Consider the following 25497-nt stretch of genomic DNA (forward strand, 5'->3'; position numbering starts at 1 on the left):
CATCGACGGGGGAACGAGAACGTGGCAACCGGTACGAACCGCGGACGGACGCTGGAACGCGCATTCGGGATCCTGCGGTGCCTGGAGACTTCGCGCAGCCCGATGCGACTCAGCGAAGTGGCGCGGGCCGCCGGGCTGCACATCGCTACCGCTCAGCGGATCCTCGGCACGCTGATCGAGCTCGGTTATGTGCAGCTCTCCGACCAGCGGTACTCGCTGGGGCCCGTCGTCCTCGCACAGGCCCATGCTTTCGTGCTCCAGGACCCCGTCGCCAAGGCTGCCCAGCCGGTCCTCGCCGAACTCTCCCAAGACACCGGGCTCACCTCCTCGGTGTGGGTCCGTGTGGGAGCAGAGCGCATACTCACTGTGCGCATCGAGGCTCCCACTCCCCTGCGGTATCAGTTCCCGGTCGGGCGCCGGCTGCCACTCGACGTCGGCGGCGGCAAAGTTCTCCTTGCCCATATGCCCGAGGAGGAGGCCGAAGCGCTTCTGGCCGACTACACCGGACGTACTCTGGCGACGGGGAATGAACAGACCCGCGACGACCTGCTCGAGGAAATGGCCGAGATCCGCGCGCAGGGCTACTATCTCGCGGATTCTGAAAGGCATCTGGGGAGTCGCAGCGTCACTACCATCATCCGCACTGAGGAAGGTGGGGTCGTGGGGGCACTCAACGTCGTCAGCACCGATGAGGCCACCGGCGCTGACGAGTTGCGGCGTCGCGTACCCGATCTGCTCCGTGCGGCGGAACTCATCGGCTCACGCCGCTGAGCCGTGTTCATGACAGCCCGGGATCGTGTATCCCTGGCTTTGTGAGTAATCCCGCCGTATGTTCCACGGGATTACTCACAAAGCCAGGGATACTCGATATGGGAGGGGATGGCTGCGGCTGCTTCCGTGCACCTGGCATAGAGTGAGCGCAACAGCTGCAGGCAACGGAACGTGGAGGACGATGGGACGCAGAGCCACCAGCTGGGGCGCGAGAATCCGCACCCGGCTGCAGTCGGAGGTGCTGCGCAGCACACTCGCCGGGCTCCTCGCGATGGCGATCATCGTTCCGCTGTGGAGCGTCGACATCATCGATCACACCTCAGCCAGCGCCCAGGGCGTGCCCACCCAGTGGAACGACCTGCTCCGCGCCGCCGAGGCCGCGGTGCTGATGATCGCCTGGATCACCTTCGCCGGGTTCTATCTGGGCATGACGCACATCGCGTTCAGCCACCTGCCCCACAGCGCGCTGCACACGGTGGCCGCCCGGCAGTACCAGCGCAAGATCAGCCTGCTCGATCAGCTCAAAGGGGCCTTCACCGCCGAGCAGCTCACCATCGGCGCCGCCGGCATGGCCGCCCTGTTCAGCATCCTGATCGCCCAATCCGGAGAGTTCAGGAACTCCGCCCCGATGATCGTGCTCGGTCTGCTCACCGTCGCCTGCGCCTGGGGTCTGAAGGTCACCTCCTTCGCCCTGCAGTACATGCGGATGCACGCCGTCGGCGAGCCCATCGACTTCCCGCTCGATGAGCAGCCGGTGTTCTCGGACTACATCACCCTGGCCGTGCTGACCTCTACCCTGCACGGGCACAACGTCGAGTTCCGCAGCAGCCGGGGATGGAAGGTCCAGCGCCGGCACACCATGCTCGCCTTCGGGTTCAACACCATCATCCTGGCGATGACGATCAGCCTGCTCTTCGGTGGGCTGGGCTCCTCCGGCTGAGGGCGACCTCAGTTGACCATGCCCCGCCACCAGGAGCACACTGGAGGGGTGCCGGGCTGCAGGTAACCCCCGGGCTCCAATTCATAGCCGCTGCGAGCGGCCACGCGCCGTGAGGCGTTCCCAGCCCGGCACACCCCCACTTCATCTCCACGACGGCGGCCTGAGACGTCCACGACCGGAACCGCCGTCGATGCCGCGCGTTAACCTGCGGGCTATACACTCTCTGCCGAGACGACATCTCGATGTCATCAGCCATCTACGCCCTGACAGCCCTGAGGAAGGTCCATGATCACCCGTCTCGGTGCCCGCCGATCGGAGACTGTGCAGCTGCTCACCTCCATCGCCCAGGAGGTCGGCAGCGGCGTCGACCTCCTCGGCCAGCTCCTCGGCACCCCGACCGGTCAGCGTCAACAGCTGCAGAACGAGCTGATCAGCCTCGAAGGCTCAGCCCTTGACCTGCATTTCCGTCTGCTGACGACGATCCGCTCCGTCTTCCTCACCCCGCTGCCCCGCGAGGACATCTACGCCCTGTCCCACCAGCTCAACCGCACCTTGGAGCACGTCGTCGCGGCCGGGGACCTGTTCGCCTCCCGCGGCCGGCTCACCCTGCCCCGGCACAGCGCGGACCTGCTCGAGACCCTGGGCATGCAGAGTGACCTGACGATCTCCTCGCTGGCCCACCTCGAGGACATCGACAACCTGGAGGAATACACCCTCCAGATCAACCGGCTGACCAAGCAAGCCCACCGCACCTACCGGCGGTGGGTGACCTCCACCGACGGCGCCTTCCAGCCGAACATCGCCATGCAGCAGGAACAGATCGCCACCGCCATGCTCGAGGCCGTGGAATCCCTGCGTGAGGTCGCGACCATCGTCGGCTCGATCATCGTCCGCGAATCCTAGAGGGACCGCCGGTGGAGATCTCCCTGCTCGTGCTGGTGTGCCTGTTTCTGGTCCCAGCCTCATTCGTCAACGGCCTGCATGACGTCTCGAACGCCATCGCCGTTCCGGTGCGCACCCGCGCCCTCTCCCCGACGGCGGCCACCCGCCTGGCCGCCGTCGCCCATCTGGCCGGTGCCCTGGTGGTGCTGCCGATCGGGCTCTCAGTGTTCGCGTGGTTCGAGATGCCGCCGGTTGAGGCACGTGCCACCCTGACCGTGCTGCTCGTGGCGATCCTCACGCTGTTCGGCTGGAACCTGTTCACCTACGTCCGCGGGATGCCCACTTCCAGCACGCACGGGCTGCTGGCCGCGGTGCTCGGTGGGATCCTCGCCCTCTCAGCCCTCGGGCTCATCGACAGCTCCGAGGCTCAGGACCTGCCCTGGGCGGCTCCGGCCCTGACCCTGCTGATCTCCCCGCTGGTGGCCTTCGGCGTGGCATATCTGCTGGTGTTCCTCACCGCGTACCTGGCCCGCAGCGCCGACCCCGACACCGTCAACCGGCGCAGCCGCATGATCCAGGCCGCGACCACCGGAGTCACCAGCTTCGGCATCGGGCTGCAGCAGGGGCAGCGTCTGATGTTCCTGATCATGCTGGCCTTCGCCGCCGCCCTCCCCCAGCATCAGACCACCTGGGCCAGCGCCCTGTTCATCGTCTACTCAGTGGCCATGGCGCTGGGCACGCTCACCGGCGGATGGCGGATCGGGCACTTCCTGGCCCACCGTCTGGTCGCACTAGATCCGATGCGCGGTATGGTCGCCGGGGTGACGACGTCGGTGCTGCTGCTCTTCGGCAGCCTGGCTTGGACGCTGCCGCTGTCGACGTCGCTGACTGCCGGCTCCTCGATCATCGGAGCCGGTTCCAACCAACGCTTCGCCACGGTGAACTGGGCGCAGGCGCTGCAGATGGGACGTTACTGGCTGCTCACCCCGCTGGTCACCGGCTTCATCGGGTGTCTGCTGGTGCTGGCGCTCTCCCCGCTGTACAGCTGAACGTCAGCCAACCAGTGCGGCAGGCCCTCAGCAGGCCTGTGAGCGATCAGCCGAAGCGGCCGGAGACGTAGTCCTCAGTGGACTTCTCCGAGGGGTTGTTGAAGATCGTCGAGGTCTCGGCGTACTCGACCAGCTTGCCCGGCTTGCCGGTGCCGGCGATGTTGAAGAACGCCGTCTTCTCGGAGACACGGGCCGCCTGCTGCATGTTGTGCGTGACGATGACGACCGTGTACTCCTCCTTCAGCTCCGCGATGAGGTCCTCCACGGCCAGCGTGGAGATCGGGTCCAGCGCCGAGCAGGGCTCATCCATCAGGATCACGTCAGGCTTCACCGCGATGGTGCGGGCGATGCACAGACGCTGCTGCTGACCGCCGGAGAGCCCCGAGCCGGGCTTGTCCAGGCGGTCCTTGACCTCGTTCCACAGGTTCGCGCTGGTCAGTGACTTCTCGACGATGCCGTCGGCGTCGGACTTGCTCAGCCGCATGCCGTTGAGCTTGTACCCGGCCAGCACGTTCTCGCGGATGGACATGGTCGGGAACGGGTTCGGCTTCTGGAACACCATCCCGATCAGCGTGCGCACGGTCACCGGGTCCACCCCGGGGCCGTAGATGTCATCGCCGTCGAGGAGCAGCTGCCCCTCCACCCGCGCATAGGGCAACACCTCGTGCATGCGGTTGATCGACCGCAGGAAGGTGGTCTTACCGCAGCCGGAGGGACCGATGAACGCGGTCACCGAGCGTGCGTCGATGTCGATGTTGACGCCCTCGACGGCGCGGAAGCTGCCGTAGTAGACGTTCATGTCGATGGCCTGGATGCTCTTGGACATCTGGTTCTCACTCACACTTTCTCGACAGTGGGGCTGTCGTCTGACGATCGTCTCAGCGGCCGCCGGTCTTCGGGGCGAAGACCTTGGCGATGATGCGGGCGATGAGGTTGAGCATCATCACCACGAAGATCAGCACCAGAGCGGCGGCCCAGGCGCGCTGGTAGGAGGGCTCGGAGATGCTCGGGTTGATCGGGTTCTGGAACTGACGGTAGATGTACACCGGCAGCGCGGTCATCCACCCGCTGAACAGGTTCCAGTTGACGTTGGCGACGAAGCCGGCGGTGACCAGGATGGGCGCCGTCTCACCGAACACTCGGGCCAGGGCCAGGGTCACACCGGAGGCGATGCCGGAGATTGCTGTGGGCAGCACCACCTTCATGATGGTCCGCCACTTGCGCACGCCCATCGCGTAGGAGGCCTCGCGCAGCTCGTTGGGCACCACGCGCAGCATCTCCTCGGTGGTGCGCACCACGATGGGGATCATCAGCACCGAGAGCGCGATGGCGGCGGTGATGCCCAGAGTGGACCGGGAGGTGGAGACCAGCCCGGCTTCGTTGAGCAGGGTCATCAGCGCGGACATCGCCGCCACACCGAACAGACCGGCGACGATGGAGGGGATACCGGTCATCACGTCGACGAAGAACGTGATCGCCCGCGCCAGGGGGCCGCCGCGGGAGTACTCCACCAGGTAGATGGAGGTCAGCAGGCCGATCGGCACGGAGATCAGCGCCGCGGCCAGGGTGATCACCAGCGAGCCCACCAGCGCGTGCACGATACCACCCTGCACCGAGGTGCCTTCGGAGACGGCCTGGGCGTCGGTGGTGCCGGAGACCCCCATCATGTCCGAGGTGAGGAAGCCGGGTTCGCTGAGTCCGCGCAGACCCACCGAGGTCACCGACCACAGCAACGAGGCCAGCGGGATCAGCGCCAGGATGAATGCGGTGTACACCAGGTTGCGGCAGAGCTCGTCGTTGGCCTTCCGCCGACCCGCCCGCACCCGGGTGACCACATAGCTGGTCACCAGGAACACGATGGCGGTGACGGCGAAGAGGAAGCCGAGGTGGAAGTCGGTCAGCAGTGCAGCCAGCGCAGCACCCACCACGATCGAGGCCAGCAGCACCACGATCCAGGTCCACTGGGGCAGGGGACGCTGGGCCAGCTTGCTGCGGCCCGTCCCGGCGGAGCGGGGGGACTTGTCGAGGGTCTGGTGTGAGGTCGACATCAGTTGGCTCCCGAGAATTCCTTGTGACGGCTCACGATCCAGCGGGCGATCATGTTGACCACCAGGGTGAGGAGGAACAGGACCAGACCGATCGCGATCAGCTGGGCCTGACGTTCCGAGCCCGGAGGCGCCTCCGGGAAGTTCAGGGCGATCTCGGCCGGGATCGTGGCGTTGCCGGAGGAGATCAGCGAGAAGGTCAGCGGGCCGACCGAGAGCACCAGGGCCACGGCCATGGTCTCACCGAGCGCGCGCCCGAGTCCGAGCATGACCCCGGAGATGATGCCGGCGCGGGCGAAGGGGAACACCGCGGTGCGGATCATCTCCCATTTCGTCGCACCCAGGGCGAGGGCGGCCTCCTCGTGCAGCTTCGGGGTCTGCATGAAGATCTCGCGGGAGACCGCGGTGATGATCGCGATGATCATCACGCTGAGCACGATGCCACCGGTGAGGATGGTGCGGCCGGTCTGGGAGGGGTCTCCGGCGAAGAGCGGGATGAAGCTCAGGTGCTCGTGGAGGACGTCGTAGAGAGGGACCAGCGCAGGCGCCAGGAACGTCATGCCCCATGCGCCGTAGACCACTGAGGGGATCGCGGCGAGCAGGTCGATGATGTACCCGATGCCGCGGCTGAGCTTCGGCGGGGCGTAGTGGGAGAGGTAGAGCGCGACCCCGACGGCGACCGGGGTGGCGATGAGCAGCGCGATCGCCGAGGCCATCAGTGAACCCAGCAGCAGCGGGTAGGCGTAGGAGAAGAAAGTCCCGAAGTCGAAGCCGGTCTCCGGGCTGTAGACGGCGTCACGCGAGTTGACCGTGAGGAACAGCGCGACGAAGGCCAGCACCAGCAGGATGATGATGCCAGCGGTGAGGGCCAACCCGGAGAACACCTTGTCCCCGGCCACTCCGCCCTTGTCGCTCGAGACCAGGGCGTTCGAGGGCCGGCCGTTCGCCCCGTCCTTGCCGCCGCGACGACGCTTGCCGACGCCGGGCTGCGTGTCCTCGGCGACGCTGACGCTGCCCGACCGGACCTCATTCCCGCCGCCCTGCTGCGGCCGGTCCCCGCCGGACTCGGGAGTCTGCGGATCTTCAGTGCGTGGCACCCGAATTCTCCTTGCCATGTGTCGATGATGCCGACTGCTGCCGCCGGCCGACGAGGGGCGCACAGTGCGGTCCACGGAGCCTCACGACGAGGTCGTGAGGCTCCGTGGACCGGTGCTCACTGTGCGATCAATGGGAGGCGCAGATCACTCTGCGGCGGAGATCTGCGAGAAGGCCTCTTCAGCCTCCGAGCGCAGGTCCTCGGACATCGGGGCCGAGCCGGCGGCGTCGGAGGCGGCGTTCTGGCCGTCCTCGGATACGATGTACTCGCCGTAGGCCTTGACCAGATCGACCTTCTCCTGGTCGCTGTACTCGTTACAGAAGATGTTGTAAGCGACCATCACGATCGGGTAGGCGCCCTCTTCGGTGGTCTCGCGGTCGAGGTCGAAGGCCATGTCGTTCTCGGCCTGACCCTCAGCCTGCGGGGATCGCTCGACGGCGGTGGCCGCGGCCTCCGGGGAGTACTCGACGTACTCCTCGCCGACCCTCACGTTGACCGAGTTCAGATCACCGATCTGACCGGCGTCGGCGTAGGTGATGGCACCGTCGGTCTCGGAGGCCAGGGAGACCACACCGGAGGTTTGCTGGGCAGACTCAGCGGAGAAGTCCGAGGGCCAGTCACCCGAGGGCTCCTCGTCCCAGGAGTCCGAGGCGGTCTCGAGGTACTCGGTGAAGTTCTCGGTGGTGCCGGAGTCGTCAGCGCGGTGGACCACGGTGATCGAGGTGCTCGGCAGGTCGAGGTCTTCGTTCTGCTCGGCGATGGCGTCGTCGTCCCAGGAGGTGATCTCACCGGAGAAGATCTGCGCCAGGGTGTCGGCGTCGAGCTGTAGGCCGTCCTCGATGCCGTCGACGTTGTAGGCCACAGCGATCGGGGTGATGTAGGAGGGGATGTGGAAGGCACCCTCGTCGCCGCAGACCTCCTTGGAGTCCTCCCACTCCTCGTCGTCCATCGCGGCGTCGGAGCCGGCGAAGTCGTACTGGCCGCCCAGCAGACCCTCGCGCCCACCACCGGAGCCGACGGGGTTGTAGTTGACCTGGGCGTTCGGAGCGACCTCGAGGAACTGCTGGTTCCACTCGGTCATCGCCGACTCCTGCGAGGAGGCGCCGCCGCCCTCCAGGGTGCCCTGCACCTCTTCGGCGTTGACCTCGCCGTTCTCGCCGTTGCCGTTGTCATCGCCGTTGCCGTTGTCGTCGCCGCCGCAGGCAGTCAGGGCCAGGGCGGTCACGGACAGCAGGGCCGCACCGCGGCCGAAGTGAGAAACCTTCACAGTTGTCCCTCTCTGAGGTGTCGTGGGGCGCCGGATGAGGCGCAGAAGATCGTGCAGGTGCGCATACTCCCCTCAGCCGGGCCCGATGGGCACAGCTCACGAGGAGCGGCTCCCACAGTAGGCACAGCAGATGTCCAGAAGAGGCGCTGAAAGTGACCTGGGCACCGCTTTCAGATGAACTCTCGGTAAACGGCTCAGCGGGGACCGTAGACTGTGGAGGATGTCACCATGTGCAGACTCCCTCCCTGATGCGCCCTCGGCGGGGCCGCGTTTCACCCTGCGCCGCGCCCGGACCGCCGATGTGCGGCGGATCCTCGATCTGGCCCGCCCGCTGGTGGAGCGGCGCGTGCTGGTGGCGAAGGAGGCCGTGTCCTATTACGAGTCGCTGCAGGAGTTCCAGGTGGCCGTCTCAGTGCCGAGTGACCGCGGTGCAGCAGACGACGGCGGCGCGCCCGGCGACGAGACGCTCGCAGGTGAGGTCATCGGTTTCGGCGCCCTGCACGTGATGTGGGAGGACCTCGCCGAAGTGCGCACTCTGGCGGCCTCTGACCAGTGGTTGGGCACCGGCGTCGGCTCGGCTCTGCTGCGGCGCCTGCTCGATGAGGCCCGCGCGCTCGGCGTCCGCCGGGTGTTCTGCCTGACCTTCGAAGTGGACTTCTTCACCCGCCACGGGTTCCGAGTCATGGAGAACCAGGAGCAGGTGGACCCGGAGGTCTATTCGGAGCTGCTGCGCTCCCAGGACGAGGGCGTCGCTGAGTTCCTGGATCTCGCGCGGGTCAAGCCCAATACTCTGGGCAATACCAGGATGATCATCGAGCTGTGATCGCCGAGCCGTGATCACCGAGCGGTCATCATCAAGCGGTGACCGCTCCTCCGTAGGGGGCGTACCGGATATATGGAATGGGGCACATGAGGCGAAGATCCTTCACAGCCCCGGAAGCACCTCCACCGCCTCCTCATGCGGCATTCCGGTGGCCACCAGCAGGTCGATCACCATGGGCCGCAGCAGCATCACCAGTGCCTCGCCCTCCAAGGTGCTCACCTGAAGGTCCCGCGGATGCAGCCGCGCGGCCACATCGGCTAGGCGCTGCTGGGCGGCGGCCGTACGGCGTCGGTACCCGCGGCCAGGGTCTTCCACCGCTCGTGCGATGAGCGCGGTGGCATCGGCCAGATCCTCCATCACCTGGCTGATGCTCGCCGTACCGCCGTCAGTCAGAGCTGCGTGGTCGATCGCGCCCACTGCACGGCGGGCGATCACCCGCTGGCTGCGCACCGCCAGATCCAGCTGGTCAGCCACACGGTCCATACGCCGGACATAGTGGCGATGACGGCGGTAGGCCGGCGAATACAGGGTCAGCTCCCGAGCGGAGGCCACGGCGTCGGAGGCTTGGTCGAGCTGCGACTGCATGGCCCTCGAGCGGATCAGCGCATGCCAGGCATGCCGGGACTCCGAGGTGCGGATCCCCTTGGCCGTCTCACGGAGGCAGGCGGTGAGCTCATCGACCACCTGACCCAGCTCACGGATCGGTTCGCGCCGCGGATCACGCGGGGTCAGCAGCGCCACCAGCATCGCCACCACTCCCCCGACGACGGCGTCCATGCTGCGGGAGAAGGGACCGAACACCCCGACCTCCGGAGCGGGGATCAGGACCACCAGCAGGGACTGCAGCCCCATCTGCATGGCCAACAGCGGGCTGCGGTCCAGGAACCGGGCCAACATGATGGCGACGAAGAGCACCAGGCTGGCGGTGAGGATGCTGCGGCCGAGCAGGTGCAGCACCATATCCCCGATGAAGATGCCCAGTGTGCAGCCGATGCCGACTTCGATGACTTTGCGCAGCCGCGGTTCGCGGGAGAACCCGAGGGCGATCAGAGCGGCGATGGCGGCGAAGAGCGGATCGCGGTGACCCAGGAGTTGCTCTGCGATGGTGTAGGCGCCGACGGCGGCCAGCGTCATCTGCAGAGCAGGGATGATGGAATACCGGGCACGTCGCGCCCCGACCCGGCCGCGGGTGCCGAGCACTCCGGCGGCGCTGCGCAGGAGCTGGCGGGCGCGGTCGAGCAGGCCGTCGACGCGCGGCGACTCCTCTTCCTGCCCTCCGCCGAGCAGATGCGGGGTGCGGAATGACGTGGTGTCGGCGGTGGGCTCGTGGGGGTCCGGGTCAGGGGGCTGGGAGCTCACAACAGATGAGTCTATTCCTGTGCGCTGAGCGGGTGCTGGGCGGAGAAGGGCTGAGGTGGGTGCTCAGTTGAGCCTGAACTCATGGGGTTCCGAGGTGATGCCGCTGAGCCGCACGGTGAGCTCATAGGTCCCCGCGGCCAGCTCAGCGGGCTCGGAACAGTCCACTGAGGAGTCAGAACGCGGCCAGTTGACCTGGGCGCGCTCCAGCTGTCCGGGTTCGAGGTCGATCTCCATGCTGGCGTCGTCCTCTGAGCACTGGGCGGTGGTGAAGATCTCACGGCCTTGGCGGCTGACCGCGAATTCCTGCTGGCCGGTGCCCACGTCTACTGAGCAGTTCTCGTCACCGATGTTCTCGATGGACATGACCAGCAGCGGTGCTTCATCGGCCGAGTAACCCTCGGACCCGGTAGAGGCGGTGACGGAGATGTCGGCGGGATCGCAGCTGCCCTCCACAGCGTCTTCATCGCCAGTGCCGTCGACGGAGGAGTCCTCGTTCTCCGCCACACTGGGGGACTCGGTGGGGGTGTCGTCGTCGGCGCCTTCGTCAGCGCTGTCTTCACCACCGGCGCCGTCACTGCCGGCGGTCTCGTCCTGGACGGTCTGGTCCTCTTCCCCGCCCATGATCCAGGTGACCAGGGCGGAGATGCCCCACGCCGCACCCACCAGCACGAGGAACGCCAGAATACCGACGACGATCCGACGACGCCGGTAGACCTCGGGAGACTCGCGCGCAGGACGACCTTCAGACATGGGGACCAGGATATCGGTGGGCGCTGCCATGACGATCAGGACATGCAGGACACCAGCGCAGGCAGAGCACACGGCTCCCTAGACTGGACGGCTCCCTAGACTGGACGGCTCCCTAGACTGGGGACGATGCCTGTACGCGAAGACACCACCGCCGCCCCGTCACCAGGGGCTCGCCCGCCGCTGCCGGATGCAGTGCCCGATGTCATGACTAAGGCCATGACTGATGCCGTGCACCAGCGGGTGATCGACTGGTTCTCCGAGGCCGCCCGCGATCTGCCCTGGCGGCGTCCCGAGTGCACCCCGTGGGGTGTGCTGGTCTCCGAGATCATGCTGCAGCAGACCCCGGTGGTGCGGGTGCTGCCGAGGTGGGAGCTGTGGATGCAGCGCTGGCCGACTCCGGCGGACTGTGCGGCAGCTGACCCTGCGGAGATCCTGACCGTCTGGGATCGGCTCGGGTATCCGCGCCGGGCACTGCGGCTGCAGTCCGCCGCCGCGGCGATCACCAGCCAGCACGGCGGTGAGGTGCCGCAGAACGCCGAGGAGCTGCGCGCGCTGCCTGGTATCGGAGAATATACGGCCGCCGCCGTGGCTTGTTTCGCCTTCGGGGCGCCGGAGGTGGTGGTGGACACCAATATCCGGCGGGTCCATGCCCGGGTGTTCTCCGGTGCGGCTCTGCCCGGGCCGACCTACACGGCCGCACAGCGACGGCTGGCTCATGAGCTGATGCCTGCCACGCACGATGACGGCGGCGTGCGGGCCTGCGCGTGGAACGCGGCCACCATGGAGCTCGGGGCGCTGATCTGCACCGCCCGATCTCCGCAGTGTGCGATATGCCCGGTGGCGGATCTCTGCGCGTGGCGGGCTGCGGGGTCACCGCCGCCCACGGACTCACAGCGCACGCGCGGGCAGGCGTGGCAGGGCACAGACCGGCAGGTGCGCGGCGCGATCATGGCGGTGCTGCGGCAGAGAAGCCCGGTGGCGGCTGCTGCGGTGCTGGAGGGGCTGGACCTGCCTGAGGCCTCTGCGGATCAGCGGCGCCGGTGCCTGGATTCGCTGGTGGCCGACGGGCTGGCCGTGCGTGCGGGCGAACCCGGCTCGGCCGTCGAGCAGATCGGTCTGCCCGGCACGGTCTGACCGGTTCCGGGTACATCGTGCCGGGTGAATGGTGCCGGACGAATAGTGCTAGGTGAATCGTGCCGGGTGAATGCTGCCGAGCACCCGGCGTCTACAGCGTCATAGGTGCCCGATAGCCTGGTGGTTATGGCCACACGCAGTTCCTCCCGCCCCTCCGCCCGTGCCAAGGCGAAGCCGACCTTCGAATGCAGCGAATGCGGCTGGCAGACCGTCAAATGGGTAGGCCGCTGCCCGGAGTGCCAGTCCTGGGGAACGGTCGAGGAGAAGGGCCAGGCAGTGGCCCGGACGACGGCAGCGTCTTCGCTGGCTGCGCCGGCCCAGGTGATCGCCGACGTCGATGCCTCTCAAGCCGAATTCCGCGCCACCTCTGTGGGCGAGCTGGACCGGGTGCTCGGCGGCGGGCTGGTGCCCGGTGCGGTGATCCTCATGGCCGGCGAGCCGGGGGTGGGCAAGTCCACGCTGCTGCTGCAGGTCGCCGCCGCTGCGGCGAAGATCCGCCCCGCCGAGCCGGTGCTGTACCTGACCGGTGAAGAGTCGGCATCACAGGTCAAGAAGCGTGCCGAGCGGATCGACGCCGTCGCTGACTCCCTGTATCTGGCCTCGGAGACAGACCTCGGACAGGCGCTGGGGCAGATCGAGACGGTGGCCCCGCAGCTGACCATCATGGACTCGGTACAGACGTTGTCCTCCGCCGAAGTCGACGGCGCGGCCGGTGGGGTGACCCAGATCCGCGAGGTGACCGCTTCGATGATCGAGGCGGCGAAGCGCCGGAACATGACCACGATCCTCGTCGGCCACGTCACCAAAGACGGGTCCATCGCCGGACCGCGGATGCTGGAGCACCTGGTGGATGTGGTGTGCCAGTTCGAGGGGGATCGGCATTCTCGGCTGCGGCTGCTGCGCGCGGTGAAGAACCGCTACGGACCCACTGACGACGTCGGCTGCTTCGACCTCACCGAAGATGGCTTGGAGTCCCTGGCTGATCCTTCGGGGCTGTTCGTCTCTGCGCTGACGGAGCGGGTGCCGGGAACGTGCATCACCATCACGTTGGAGGGGCGTCGACCGTTGACCGCTGAGGTGCAGGCCCTGGTCGCGGAGTCGCAGGCTTCGCAGCCGCGGCGGGCCGTCAGCGGGCTAGATTCCGCGCGGGTCTCGATGCTGTTGGCGGTTCTCCAGCGGCGGGCGAAAGTGGCCACGCTGATGAAGTCGGAGACCTATGTGGCCACAGTGGGCGGGGTGCGAATCACTGAGCCGGCCGCGGATCTGTCCATCGCGCTGGCGGTGGGGTCCGCGGCGTTGGAGAAACCGTTGCCGAACCGGTTCGTGGCCTTCGGTGAAGTAGGGCTGGCCGGTGAGGTGCGGCAGGTGCCGGGGCTGCGTCAGCGACTGCAGGAGGCTCAGCGGCTGGGCTTCACCCATGCGATCATTCCGCGGGCTGCTGGTGGGGAGCAGCGCGATGTGGTGCCGGAGGGAATGCGGGTCAAGGAGGTCGGGTCGCTGCAGGAGGCGATGTCTCTGGTGCTCGGCGGGGAGTGAGTCTGCCGGGTTGTTCTACTGCTCGTAGAATGGGTGGCTGGTCCGTCCGTCGTCGCCTGCTAGGAGACCCGTGTTCCGCGCTCCCAAAGATTTCTTCCGTGTCATGGCTTTTGCCGAGGCGGTGTCCTGGACGTTGTTGATCGGCGGGATGGTCCTGCGCGCCACCGGCGGGCTTGACGTCGCGGTGACCATCGGCGGCGGCATCCACGGCTTCGTGTTCCTCGCCTACGGGGCCACTGCCGTGATCGTCGCGAAGAACCAGCGGTGGGGGCTGCTTCCCGCACTCGTGGCGATCGGCTCGGCCGTCATCCCCTACGCCACCGTGCCCACGCATTTCTGGCTCAGCCGCTCCGGTCGGCTGGAGGGTGACTGGCGGCACGAGCCGAGCGAGCACCCGCGCGATCACACCTGGCATGACCGCCTGCTCCGTGCCCTGCTGCACCACCCCGTCGCCTTCGGCCTGGGCATCTGCGCACTGGTGATCCTCACCTACGTGATGCTGCTCCAGGCAGGCCCACCCGTCGACGTCAGCCCCGAAAGCTGACCACCCCTCCGATCGAGAATCCCTGGCTTTGTGAGGTATCCCGTGGAACATACGGCGGGAGAACTCACAAAGCCAGGGATTCTCGATCTGCAGTGCGGGGCGGGACTTCCTGGGCCTGTCACCCGTCGACCACGGACTACAAACATCACCGGATACGAAAGAAACCCCGCTAGCGCGGGGAGCACTCGCGCGAATCATCGACAGACACGAAAAGGCCAGGCTCATCCCCGCTGCGCGGGGCTGAGGCAACTGTGCCACAGGCTCCGGCACACACGCGACTTCTCTCAAAATTATCAATGGTCTATTCGAATCTGTGCCCGTGCTCACCACTGTGGTAGCCTGAAGCCACGGCGTGAACTCCATCACAGAAGAAGGGCCCACATGCTCCAGCACAGCGAATGGCCGAAGGCGGGCTGGAGCATGTGGGCCAAATCCGGAGACCCGACGGGCTGGCTCTCACTGCCGCAGCACATGATCGACAGTTCTCAAGTAGGAGAGATCCTCTGGACGGAATGGGTGGCACCGTCTCAACGGCGGCTCGTCGAAGAAGATCTCACCCTGACTGAAACAGAAACCCTCAACCTGGTGTCCTGGCTTGCCGGAAGCCACGACGTGGGGAAAGCAGATTCTCAATTTCTTCGGCAGGTGGAAAACCGGCGCGAAAATAGATATCTTGTTGATCAAGTCATCGACGCCGGTCTCCCCTTAGATCATGATCCTCAATTTCCGGATAAAATTCAACATTCAACCCTGGGCGCCGCTATCGTCTCCCGGCATCTCCGCCGATACCACAACGTTCCTGAACCAGTGGCCCGCACACTGGCTTCAATCGCCGGCGCTCATCACGGCCTACCGGCCAGTCACTCATCTTTCAAATACGCCTCACAGTATCTGGACGCCATGAGTTCCCAATGGGTCAGCCTCCATACCGATCTGTTGAACGCTTTAGCCGACGACACCGGCGCAACTGCGGTGCTACCCCGTCTACGGAGCACCAAGCTCTCACCACAGACCCAGATGCTCATCACAGGGTTGACCATCATGACGGACTGGATCACCTCAAATCCGGAGGCTTGCCCGCTCAGTTCAACAGGACGCAGCTCGTCCACAGACCGAGCCCGCACAGCGGTCAACGCCATCCGCCCCACTGCTCCATGGAACCCGTTGTTACCCAACACAGGCACAACCAAGGGGGACTACTCCTCGCGGTTCAACTGGCCCGCAGGCCGCTCTCCGCATCCTTCCCAGTCTGCTGCCCTGGACATGTGCCGCGCCCTTGAACCCCACCAAGCTGCCATGCTCGTCATTGAGGCTCCCATGGGGGAAGGGAAGACAGAGGGTGCGCTACTCAGTTCGGAGTTCCTCGCCCAACGCTCTGGCGCCTCGGGAGTCATGGTTGCCACACCGACAACGGCCACTGCCGACGGGCTCCTGGCCCGAGTAGCACGCTGGGCCGAATCGACCACGATTGCCGTTCGACCGCTGTCACTCTTCCTCGCTCACTCGAGAAGCAAGCTCAACCCTGACATGAAAACTCTCCGTTTTCAGGGCATCGGAACAGACGAAGTCCACGCACCAACCATTGCCCATCAATGGCTCAGCGGACGCAAAAAAGGAATACTCACCAACGCCGTCATCGGCACCGTAGACCAAGTACTCTTCATGGCGCTCCAAAGCAAGCACATCATGCTGCGGCATCTCGGACTGAGCAGCAAAGTCATCATCATTGACGAGTGCCATGCTTATGACACCTATATGTCTGCTTATCTCTCGACGGCCTTGCGCTGGCTGGGGAAGTACGGCGCTCCAGTCATCCTCCTATCTGCCACTCTTCCGGCGTCGAAACGCCGGGAACTCATCGACGCTTATCGCGAAGGCCTCGATATCGACTATGAGGCGCCCGGGGACTCTGCCATACAGGCTGATGGCGTGGGTGAGAGCAGCTACCCACGGCTCACCCTGGCCACCCAGAGCGGTGAGCAGACCGTCACACCCCTACCATCCGGCAATCCCACCGTGATCGCGCTAAGCACGATCGACGATGAGGCACATGCGTTGAGGACAGCGCTGCTGCCTACACGGGACACCGGTGGATGCACCGCTGTCGTATGCTCCACCGTTGCCCGCGCACAGGATGCGTTCCGCCTCGCCCAGGAGCTTGTCGGTGATGACGCAGTGCTGCTGCACGCTCAGTTCACCGCGTCACATCGGATGGAGACAGAGCGACGACTACTCAGGGAGCTCGGCCCCGGCGCTGCCCGGCAATCAGGGCGACCGCAGCGGCGCATCATCGTTGCCACCCAAGTCATTGAGCAGTCTCTGGATATCGATCTTGACCACCTGATCACTGACATCGCACCGGCAGATCTGATTCTCCAACGAACAGGCAGACTCCATCGGCATCCCAGAAATCCCGGGGATCGCCCCGACTGGGCAAGTACACCCCATACCGTCATACGGGGATTCCGTGAACGAGTGACCCCCGAAAAAGCTCCTGCTTTTGCTCCGGGAATCGATGCGGTATATCCGGAACCGCTCCTGCTCAGCAGCATCACTGCACTTGAGCTGGACATGTCCGAGCCCCGCATCACGGTTCCCACGGATATCCCTGTGATTGTTCATAGTGCCTACGAAGACCCAAGCGTCCACACCGCGTGGCAAGAGCACTATGACGAAGCCCGTCAGAAATGGGATCAGAAGGAGCGGACGCGCCGCATGATGGCGCGGAGCTTCCAGATCACGTCACCGGACTTTGGGACACTGACGGATACCTTCGTCCGGCATACTGATGTCGTCGACGACGGTACGCAGCTCGGTGAGCAGCAGGGTCTGGCCCGAGTCCGCGACGCTGATCCCAGCATCGAAGTGATTCCTGTCATTTCCACGGGCACGGGGTATGCCCCAATACCATTGGGCGACGACGATCCCATCGAGGAGTACATTCATCACGGGGTGACGCCCCACGGGCCGCTCGAGCATCAGCTCGCGGCCTCCACATTGCGACTTCCAGCGCGATTCACCAAGATCCGCGACGGAGATGAGGACCCACTCGATCTCATCGTCAGTACTCTTGAGCAGCTCACAGACCCCGCCTGGATGCAGTCGTCATTGCTCAGAGGGCAACTCATGCTGCCCTTCGACGACAATCTGCGGACACAACTAGTAGGCCACGATCTCGAATATGACCTGGACCTTGGTCTGGTAGACCACACCTACGACGCATGGCGGGCTGAGATGGCACGCCGCCATAAGGAGAGCCATGGTGACTGACCAACCACAACAGACCGAAAACCAGTTCAATCTCCTCGACGAGTCCTGGATCACCTGCCTGATGCTCAACCGGCAAGAGGAGACCCTCTCCCTCAGGGATCTCTTCACCCGATGCCATGAGATCTCACGTATCAGCGGAGACAGCCCCCACCAGGCCACCTCCATTCTGCGACTCGCACTAGCCATCTTCTGGAGGGCGCACCTCACCGTCGGCACACTCGGTACACGTCGCACTGACCCCGAGCAATGGTGGTCAGATTCCTTCGCCGATGACTCCGCCGAGCCGGTGAAGCACACAGCGGGAAACAGAGTCAGTGACACGGTGATCGGCCCTGTACACCACTACCTTGAGGCCTACACAGACAGGTTCGCGCTGTTCCACCCCAGCCAACCATTCTTCCAGGTCAGCGACCTACATAAGGCTGATGGAAGCCACCTTCCCGTCAGCCGCCTCATCCCGGAGGCGGAGAACGACTACTTCACGCTGCGGGCCGGTACTGGGCCCACCACGTTGAGCTATCCCGAAGCAGCTCGCTGGCTCGTCTGCATCCAGGCCTACGACTATTCAGGGATCAAACCCGGTGCCGTCGGTGATCCTCGGGTGAAGAACAACAAGGGATACCCCATTGGACCGGGCTGGACCGGCCAAGCCGGCATCGTCGTGCTCCATGGGCGATCACTTCGGGAAACACTGCTCCTGAATACCCCGGCGTCATTTCTCCAAGCACTTCATCGGGAGAACCCCCAGGACCTGCCCCCGTGGGAACGTCACCCCGATGGCCCGGCCCCCAGAGCTGAGGATACGGTCTTCCCCGAAGGGCCCTGCGATGTGTTGACCTGGCAGTCACGCAGAGTACGCCTTGGCCGAGGCGACGGCGTCGTCACCGGAGTCTTGGTCTCGAACGGGGACAAGATCGAGAATAAGAACCAGTTCTTCGACCCCATGACGGCGTATCGGTACAGCAAGAATCAGTCTTCAAAACTGCAGACTGTCCACATGCCGCAGGAGCATGATCCTGACTTGACCGTGTGGCGGGGGCTCGCTCCAATGCTGCACCGGACACCGAGCCCCAGCACGGACAGCCTTGACACAGCTGGCCGGATTCCGACCACAGTCGATGCTCTCCAAGGGCTTATGCTCCCCCGGGACTCAGAAGATTTCACCGTCGTCACGGAGCTCGTCGGAGCGAAATACGGGGCACAGCAGTCGTCTCATACTGACACCATCAATGCCATCCTGCCCCTGCGCATGAGCCTGTTGCTGTCCCAGGAGAATCGACCCGCACGAACCGTAGTGAACGCAGCGCAAGCGGCGCTCGACGCCACAGTCGCTCTGGGCCAGTTCGCGGGGCACCTGCGCCAAGCCGCCGGGGGCGATTACAGCTTCCAACCGCTACCCAGAGAATCGGTCCTCCACGAACTCCAGGCTCATTTTGCGCGGTGGATAGTGACCATCACACCCACCGTGGACCTCAACAATGCATCCTCCCAGTGGGAGGACACAGTCCGTCAGGCGGTACTCAACGAGGCGAGCACCTTACTCCGTTCGGTCTCTCCACGCGTCATGATCGGCACCGAGGTGGAAGGCGACCCACCACGCCTGGTGTCCGGATCATCGGCCTGGACACGACTACACCGCAGGTTGGACGACATTCTTCCCACCACTGCTCGGATCTCCTCAAACAACCCGACGGCCGCATCGACGGAAGGAGCATGACATGACGATACCCAGCCACACTCCCCCTGCCACGACCTCTGAGGGAGCACCCTCTGCTCCGACATCACTGGCCAACGCTGTTCGCTCGACGATCCACCGGCTCTATACTCCAGCGCGCCAAGAACGAGGACCCATTTCCCCCACGCACAAGGCCACACTGGCTCAGTTGAGAAACGCGGTGGGGCGCCGCCCTGAACAGAGTCCCGTTGCCTGGACAAAAGTCATCGACGAGATTCTTCCCGAATTCCCCGAAAGCCAGCTGTCCACAGATTCCCCCAGTAACGCGGAGTGGGCGGCATTTACTGCCCTGACACACTGGGCCATGCATCAACAGTCAGTACCCGCAGCCATGCATAAGAGCGCAAAAATCCCAAGTATTAATTTTGGATACAGCATTGGCAAACTGGCGGCCGGCAGGGAATCAACGTCGATTAAACCTCGCTTCGACGCACTGCTACTGAGCACTCATGAATCTGCGACTCTGCATCACCTGCGCAGCCTCATCCAGTTGCTCCGTTCTTCCACCATCCCCACTGACTACGGCCTACTCGCTGAGGACCTCGCAACTCTGCGCAGCACCGGGGGCAGGCAGAAAGTGGCTCTGCGCTGGGGGCGTGGATTCTCCCGCGGCCTCGCCGTCGGGCGCACACAGAAGACAACCGACAACAGCTGAACCATCTCGTGATACGACGAAAGGACCGATGATGCCGCTCTACCTCGATATTCACGCACTCCACACAGTCCCACCCAACAACCTCAATCGTGATGACACCGGCGCACCGAAAACCGCCACTTTCGGCGGGGTAGTCCGTCAGCGTGTCTCATCACAGGCATGGAAACGGGCTATCCGCAAAGACTTCGAAAACCATCTGGACCCCTCCAAACTCGGTGTGCGGAGCCGCCGCATCGTCTCCAAAGTCGTTGCCGCCATCCGCGCGATCGACGACTCATGGACACGTGAGCGTGCCGCAGCAGCGGTAGAGAAAGCACTGAAGACAGCCAAGATCGATGTGGAAAAGAAGAAGCCCACCGATGAGAACGACGATCGTCACGCTGAGGATCTTTGGGAAACCAAGTATCTCTTGTTCCTGAGCACTCATCAGATACAACGACTGGCTGAGTTCATCGTGGCGCATGGCGACTCGAAGTACACCAAGAAGCAGGTGGAGCCGCTGCTGGACGAGCAGCACAGTGTGGATATCGCCATGTTCGGCCGCATGGTTGCCGATGCGGCCGATTTCAATGTGGACGCCTCCGTCCAAGTCGCGCATGCCCTGGGGGTCTCTGCAGCCGAACCGGAGTTCGACTATTTCACGGCCGTCGACGATGTCGTCGAAGACGTCGAGGAGACGGGCGCGGCGATGATCGGGACCATCCAGATGATGTCATCGACGCTCTACCGCTACGCCACTGTCGACGTCGACCTCCTCGGTGAGAACCTGGGCTCAGAAGAGGCTGCGCAGCAGGCCGCACAAGCCTTCGTACGGTCATTCATCAATTCGATGCCCACCGGTAAACAGAACACGTTCGCCAACCGCACTCTTCCTGAGGCGGTCGTCGTCGTCCTGCGCAGAGACCGCCCGGTTTCCTGGGTGAACGCTTTCGAGGAACCAGTTCCCTCGGAAACACCTAGCAGTCGACGTGTCTTGGCCGCGGAGAAGTTGGCGGGTGAGGCGGTGTCCCTAGGAAGGACCTACGCCTCTGATGAGAACCGCACGTGGGTGGTAGCGCTTCAGGGGCTACAAGAGGCACTGTCATCGTTGGGCCCCTCTGTTAGTCAGTCTGAACTTCTCAATCAGTTGGAAGAGGAGCTGGGGAAGGGGCACTCGTGAAGACTCTTGTGCTGAAGCTCTATGGGCCAATGCAGTCCTGGGGCGACAACAGTCGATTCACCACACGTCACACACGCAACGAACCGACCAAATCGGGGGTTCTGGGGCTCTTGGCTGCCGCCCAGGGACGCCGCCGGTCCGATCCGCTAGAAGATCTGGCCGAACTGAGATTCGGTGTCCGTGTTGATCAGCCCGGGGAGCTTGTTCGTGACTTCCAGACGGCGATCGACTGGCGTTCCGGACGCTCGATGCCGCTGAGCACTCGTTACTATCTCGCAGATGCCGTGTTCGTCGCTGCCGTTGAAGGACCGGAGCCGCTCATCGATTCACTCGAAGATGCCCTGGAGTCACCCGGATTCCCTCTCTACCTTGGCCGTCGCTCGTGCCCGGCTAACTCCGATCTCGTACTAGGAACGAGCCATCGCTCACTCGATGAAGCCCTGCGCGAAACCCCGTGGCAAGCCCGGCCCTGGCATAGACACCAACGGCCGAAAACCGTGCATTTACCGGTCTTTCGTGATGCCGTTCAGGAAGAACGTGGTGATGCTCAACGTGATGTGCCTGTCAGCTTCGATCAGACACACCGCAAGTACTCGTGGCGTGAGGTTGTCACGGCGGAACCTGTGACACAAAAAAACCCTGCCGGGGGCAACCATATTGACGCGTTCTTCGAGGCGGTGAACAGCGGATGACGTGGTTCAGCGCACTACAGCTCAACCCTCAGCGACGGCATGCACGTCGGTACATCGCAGACCCTCAGAGTCTGCACGCTGCCGTCCTGAACGCTTTCCCCCCGCAGTATCATCACGATGGCGGGCGGACACTCTGGCGGTTGGACGCCTCAGATCTCGACTACATGCTCTACATCGTGTCCCCGGATGCACCGGACTTGTCTGCGCTGCATGAAAGCTCAAGCTGGGCACAGACACCGCCGCGCTCCACGGAGTATGACGGTTTTCTCTCACGACTACGCAAGGGCCAGAAGTGGGAATTCCGGCTTCGTGCCAACCCCGTGAAAGCGATTCCTCGCGAAGGACAAAGAGGAAAGATTGTACCCTATATCACTGCTGAGCAGCAACTGAGATGGTTGGTCGACCGGTCGCCCCGTCATGGGTTCTCCATCGGCACTATGGCCGAACCAGAGAGCTTGACGGCGTTTGTCACCGGGAAAGCCGACAGACGGTTCACTCGTCGTGAAGCCGGTTCTGGGTCACGCCATACGGTCACTCTCCGGCAGGCGCAGTTCGATGGTGCTCTGGTAGTAGAGGATGTGGCAGCCTTCCGCAAAGCTCTCACTGACGGCATAGGTCGAGGAAAGGCTTACGGTTGTGGTCTGATGACGCTGAAGAGAGGTTGAGATGAGCCTCCCTGGGATACCGCCGCCGGTGCCGACTGAACTGTTACGTGTTGAGGACCGTATCTCTTTCGTCTATCTCGAACGAGCCGTCGTTCACCGAGATGAGAACGCCATTACCTCTACGGACGAGGACGGAACTGTTCATATCCCAGCAGCGGGCATCGGATGTCTATTGCTGGGGCCAGGGACACGGATCAGTCATGCAGCCATCGCGCTCTTGGGCGACTGCGGTGTGAGCGTGGTCTGGGCCGGAGAGAAAGGGGTCAGGCTCTATGCACATGGGTCATCCATCGCGAAGAATAATCATCTACTCGTCCAGCAGGCGCGGTTGGTATCGAACACTCGGTCACGTCTGAGAGTGGCTCGTCACATGTATCAGATGCGCTTTCCCGGTGAGGATGTCTCTCGACTCTCGATGCATCAGCTGCGCGGGCGTGAAGGAGTTCGGGTTCGTCGGATATACGCGGCGGAGGCACGTCGGGTTGGTCTTAAGTGGAGTGGACGCAACTATAAGCCTGGTCAAATCGATGCGAGCAATCCGGTCAATCAGGCATTGACGGCTGCAAATGCTGCGCTCTATGGGATAGTCCATTCTGTGATCTCGGGACTGGGATGCTCCCCTGGGCTCGGGTTTGTCCACTCCGGCACCAGCCGCTCGTTCGTCTACGACATCGCTGATCTGTATAAGGCAGAGACCTCGATTCCTGCATCGTTCGATGCCGCCGCATCGGGCGACGAATCGTTGACAACGTCGGTGAGACGTCGCCTTCGGGACTCTGTTGTGGAGACGAGACTTCTGGAGAGATGTGCGCATGACCTCTACCGATTGTTCTCACCGGAGCAGGCCGAACACGACACGCAGGCCGAGCGGAACGAAGATTCACTGCACCTCTGGGGCGAGGACGGCAGCGTCCCAGCGGGTCGATCGTACGGAACAGAACCATGATCGTCTTGGTACTCACATCAGCTCCTCCCGGGCTCAGAGGTGATCTCACCAAATGGCTCCTGGAGGTCAGTCCTGGAGTTTTTGTTGGTCATGTCAACACGCGTGTACGCGAGAAACTCTGGGCGAGAGTAACCTCCATGTGCCGTGATGGGCGAGCCCTCCTTATATACTCCACACCGAACGAGCAGCACCTGAGCTTCGATGTCCATGACCATCACTGGGAACCCGTGGATCTCGATGGAATCACCGTCATGCGCCGACCCGCTCGCCGAAAAGCCGGACCGCGCAAAACAGGATGGAGCATCGCTCGGCGGCAAAAACGCGCACAGGCCGGTACGTGGCGGCGCCGTTATGATGACGACGAAAGTGCACGAGAAACGACGTAGTCACTGATATCGTCGCAGGTCAGGAAGTGTGTTCCCCGCCCCCGCGGGGATGAGCCGACCGACTGGAGGATTGGCCAGCCCGTGGTCTGGTGTTCCCCGCCCCCGCGGGGATGAGCCCTCGTGGTCAGCCCACTGCTCCGGCGTCAGGTCGTGTTCCCCGCCCCCGCGGGGATGAGCCCTCCGATCCTTGCGACCAGTCGATAGCGGCCTTGTGTTCCCCGCCCCCGCGGGGATGAGCCGTATTAGCCGCGCTGAGGAAGCACTGTGCGACAGTGTTCCCCGCCCCCGCGGGGATGAGCCCGACTCTTCAGCTCGGGACAAATGCCCTCGGTGGTGTTCCCCGCCCCCGCGGGGATGAGCCCGGCGTCGAGATGCCCTCGGTGATCGTCACCCCGTGTTCCCCGCCCCCGCGGGGATGAGCCCACCCCGGTCTGGCGTTCACGCTGGAAATGCACGTGTTCCCCGCCCCCGCGGGGATGAGCCACCGATCCTCGACACCGATCAGGCGATGGACAAGTGTTCCCCGCCCCCGCGGGGATGAGCCCTGGTGAGGGAGCCCGACCATGAAGACAGTCACGTGTTCCCCGCCCCCGCGGGGATGAGCCGATACCAGACTTAGAGCCATAGCTTCCTTCTTGGTGTTCCCCGCCCCCGCGGGGATGAGCCGTCCGTGACGGCTGGGTCGTCATCACCCGCGACGTGTTCCCCGCCCCCGCGGGGATGAGCCCTATGTGGTCCATGCCGGGTCGAATCGGTCGGAGTGTTCCCCGCCCCCGCGGGGATGAGCCGTTGACCAGCTCGGGTCCCTCTTCACCGACCAGGTGTTCCCCGCCCCCGCGGGGATGAGCCCTTCTTCCGTGAGCCGACCCAGTGGGTCATCGAGTGTTCCCCGCCCCCGCGGGGATGAGCCCCTTCTCTGACCGGGGCAAAGACTCCGACTGGTGTGTTCCCCGCCCCCGCGGGGATGAGCCGATGCCCGAGCTGACCGACCTGCGTGAATCCGGGTGTTCCCCGCCCCCGCGGGGATGAGCCCTGATACCCATCTGGGGCTTCACTCCACAGTCCGTGTTCCCCGCCCCCGCGGGGATGAGCCCTACCGCATCATATGCGGACTTGCCGTGCTCACGTGTTCCCCGCCCCCGCGGGGATGAGCCCCGGCCCGCATACGGCACGGCGTCGGCCAGGTTGGTGTTCCCCGCCCCCGCGGGGATGAGCCCAACCCCCAGACACGTGGATTCCTCCATGGGAGGTGTTCCCCGCCCCCGCGGGGATGAGCCCATCCGGGCGATCGACCCCGTCAGGGTGGACCAGGTGTTCCCCGCCCCCGCGGGGATGAGCCCACCCATGATTCCGAATCGTAGTACCGGTCGATGTGTTCCCCGCCCCCGCGGGGATGAGCCCTGCTGTTCATCCACCACGCCCTTCAAGTCCTGGTGTTCCCCGCCCCCGCGGGGATGAGCCCTCGGCGGTGATCTCCGAACGCAGCGCGGTCCGGTGTTCCCCGCCCCCGCGGGGATGAGCCCGAGAGGGTCACCGTGTCCGCGTCACGGGTGAGGTGTTCCCCGCCCCCGCGGGGATGAGCCCACCCGCGGACTGTGGTGTGCCACGGTCGAGCTGTGTTCCCCGCCCCCGCGGGGATGAGCCCAAATCAGCAGGCAACCGCACACCCAACAACATGTGTTCCCCGCCCCCGCGGGGATGAGCCCCCGCGCTCCTGCAACCACCGCACAGTTGCGGCGTGTTCCCCGCCCCCGCGGGGATGAGCCCCCGCGCTCCTGCAACCACCGCACAGT

Annotated in this window: 22 protein-coding genes and 1 CRISPR repeat array; of the genes, 16 read left to right on the top strand and 6 right to left on the bottom strand. The window is 64.5% G+C overall.

The window, feature by feature from the left end:
• Positions 1-21: 21 nt before the first annotated feature.
• From RIL96_RS07060 to RIL96_RS07075, 4 genes are all read left to right on the top strand, one after another.
• Positions 22-771, top strand: a complete 750-nt coding sequence (locus tag RIL96_RS07060) for an IclR family transcriptional regulator (protein ID WP_310548308.1) — start codon at positions 22-24, stop codon at positions 769-771.
• A 181-nt stretch (positions 772-952) separates the two neighbouring features.
• On the top strand, positions 953-1711 hold the full coding sequence (locus RIL96_RS07065) for a DUF1345 domain-containing protein (RefSeq protein WP_310548309.1): 759 nt from the start codon (positions 953-955) through the stop codon (positions 1709-1711).
• 285 nt (positions 1712-1996) lie between these two features.
• The gene (locus tag RIL96_RS07070; RefSeq protein WP_310548310.1) at positions 1997-2614 is read left to right on the top strand and encodes a DUF47 domain-containing protein; all 618 of its coding nucleotides are present in this window, start codon (positions 1997-1999) and stop codon (positions 2612-2614) included.
• An 11-nt stretch (positions 2615-2625) separates the two neighbouring features.
• Positions 2626-3642: an inorganic phosphate transporter gene (locus RIL96_RS07075; protein ID WP_310548311.1), complete on the top strand. Its 1017-nt coding sequence runs from the start codon at positions 2626-2628 to the stop codon at positions 3640-3642.
• 46 nt (positions 3643-3688) lie between these two features.
• On the opposite strand, the gene pstB is transcribed toward RIL96_RS07075, so the two are convergent.
• The 4 genes from pstB to pstS form a co-directional block, all read right to left on the bottom strand.
• A complete protein-coding gene (pstB, locus tag RIL96_RS07080; RefSeq protein WP_310548312.1) occupies positions 3689-4468 on the bottom strand; it encodes a phosphate ABC transporter ATP-binding protein PstB in 780 nt (259 codons plus the stop codon).
• A gap of 52 nt (positions 4469-4520) precedes the next feature.
• A complete protein-coding gene (pstA, locus tag RIL96_RS07085; protein ID WP_310548313.1) occupies positions 4521-5690 on the bottom strand; it encodes a phosphate ABC transporter permease PstA in 1170 nt (389 codons plus the stop codon).
• Complete coding sequence (gene pstC, locus RIL96_RS07090) at positions 5690-6610, bottom strand: phosphate ABC transporter permease subunit PstC (RefSeq protein ID WP_310548334.1); 921 nt, start codon at positions 6608-6610, stop codon at positions 5690-5692. The genes pstA and pstC overlap by 1 nt, the downstream gene beginning before the upstream one ends.
• A 318-nt stretch (positions 6611-6928) precedes the next feature.
• Positions 6929-8050: a phosphate ABC transporter substrate-binding protein PstS gene (gene pstS / locus RIL96_RS07095; RefSeq protein ID WP_310548314.1), complete on the bottom strand. Its 1122-nt coding sequence runs from the start codon at positions 8048-8050 to the stop codon at positions 6929-6931.
• Positions 8051-8270: 220 nt separating this feature from the next.
• On the opposite strand from pstS, the gene RIL96_RS07100 reads away from it, so the two are divergent.
• Positions 8271-8873, top strand: a complete 603-nt coding sequence (locus RIL96_RS07100) for an amino-acid N-acetyltransferase (protein ID WP_310548315.1) — start codon at positions 8271-8273, stop codon at positions 8871-8873.
• 102 nt (positions 8874-8975) lie between these two features.
• Here RIL96_RS07100 and RIL96_RS07105 read toward each other — a convergent pair whose 3' ends face one another.
• Positions 8976-10232, bottom strand: a complete 1257-nt coding sequence (locus RIL96_RS07105; RefSeq protein ID WP_310548316.1) for an FUSC family protein — start codon at positions 10230-10232, stop codon at positions 8976-8978.
• Positions 10233-10295: 63 nt separating this feature from the next.
• Complete coding sequence (locus tag RIL96_RS07110; protein ID WP_310548317.1) at positions 10296-10982, bottom strand: hypothetical protein; 687 nt, start codon at positions 10980-10982, stop codon at positions 10296-10298.
• A 126-nt stretch (positions 10983-11108) separates the two neighbouring features.
• Between RIL96_RS07110 and RIL96_RS07115 the strand changes: the two genes are divergently transcribed.
• From RIL96_RS07115 to cas2e, 11 genes are all read left to right on the top strand, one after another.
• Entirely contained in the window at positions 11109-12116 is a 1008-nt protein-coding gene (locus RIL96_RS07115) for an iron-sulfur binding domain-containing protein (RefSeq protein ID WP_374761860.1), read from the top strand.
• 126 nt (positions 12117-12242) lie between these two features.
• A complete protein-coding gene (gene radA, locus RIL96_RS07120) occupies positions 12243-13652 on the top strand; it encodes a DNA repair protein RadA (protein ID WP_310548318.1) in 1410 nt (469 codons plus the stop codon).
• A gap of 70 nt (positions 13653-13722) precedes the next feature.
• The gene (locus tag RIL96_RS07125; RefSeq protein ID WP_310548319.1) at positions 13723-14196 is read left to right on the top strand and encodes a DUF3817 domain-containing protein; all 474 of its coding nucleotides are present in this window, start codon (positions 13723-13725) and stop codon (positions 14194-14196) included.
• Positions 14197-14577: 381 nt separating this feature from the next.
• Positions 14578-17466 carry a CRISPR-associated helicase Cas3' gene (gene cas3 / locus RIL96_RS07130; RefSeq protein ID WP_310548320.1) on the top strand — a complete coding sequence of 963 codons (2889 nt, stop codon included), beginning with the start codon at positions 14578-14580 and terminating at the stop codon, positions 17464-17466.
• A complete protein-coding gene (gene casA / locus RIL96_RS07135) occupies positions 17456-19183 on the top strand; it encodes a type I-E CRISPR-associated protein Cse1/CasA (RefSeq protein ID WP_310548321.1) in 1728 nt (575 codons plus the stop codon). Before cas3 ends, casA begins: the two co-directional genes overlap by 11 nt.
• A 1-nt stretch (position 19184) precedes the next feature.
• Positions 19185-19856 carry a type I-E CRISPR-associated protein Cse2/CasB gene (gene casB / locus RIL96_RS07140; RefSeq protein WP_310548322.1) on the top strand — a complete coding sequence of 224 codons (672 nt, stop codon included), beginning with the start codon at positions 19185-19187 and terminating at the stop codon, positions 19854-19856.
• 31 nt (positions 19857-19887) lie between these two features.
• Positions 19888-21015 (top strand): type I-E CRISPR-associated protein Cas7/Cse4/CasC, encoded by a 1128-nt coding sequence (cas7e, locus tag RIL96_RS07145; RefSeq protein WP_310548323.1) that lies wholly within the window; start codon positions 19888-19890, stop codon positions 21013-21015.
• Complete coding sequence (cas5e, locus tag RIL96_RS07150; RefSeq protein WP_310548324.1) at positions 21012-21707, top strand: type I-E CRISPR-associated protein Cas5/CasD; 696 nt, start codon at positions 21012-21014, stop codon at positions 21705-21707. Before cas7e ends, cas5e begins: the two co-directional genes overlap by 4 nt.
• Positions 21704-22372, top strand: coding sequence for a type I-E CRISPR-associated protein Cas6/Cse3/CasE (cas6e, locus tag RIL96_RS07155; RefSeq protein WP_310548325.1), 669 nt, complete (start codon positions 21704-21706; stop codon positions 22370-22372). Before cas5e ends, cas6e begins: the two co-directional genes overlap by 4 nt.
• A gap of 28 nt (positions 22373-22400) precedes the next feature.
• On the top strand, positions 22401-23318 hold the full coding sequence (cas1e, locus tag RIL96_RS07160; protein ID WP_310548326.1) for a type I-E CRISPR-associated endonuclease Cas1e: 918 nt from the start codon (positions 22401-22403) through the stop codon (positions 23316-23318).
• Positions 23315-23704, top strand: a complete 390-nt coding sequence (cas2e, locus tag RIL96_RS07165) for a type I-E CRISPR-associated endoribonuclease Cas2e (protein ID WP_310548327.1) — start codon at positions 23315-23317, stop codon at positions 23702-23704. Before cas1e ends, cas2e begins: the two co-directional genes overlap by 4 nt.
• A 28-nt stretch (positions 23705-23732) precedes the next feature.
• A CRISPR array of direct repeats spans positions 23733-25470; the repeat unit is 28 nt; unit sequence GTGTTCCCCGCCCCCGCGGGGATGAGCC.
• Positions 25471-25497 lie beyond the last annotated feature (27 nt).

Origin of the sequence: Nesterenkonia aerolata, from assembly GCF_031470965.1 — a bacterium.
Taxonomy (GTDB): domain Bacteria; phylum Actinomycetota; class Actinomycetes; order Actinomycetales; family Micrococcaceae; genus Nesterenkonia; species Nesterenkonia aerolata.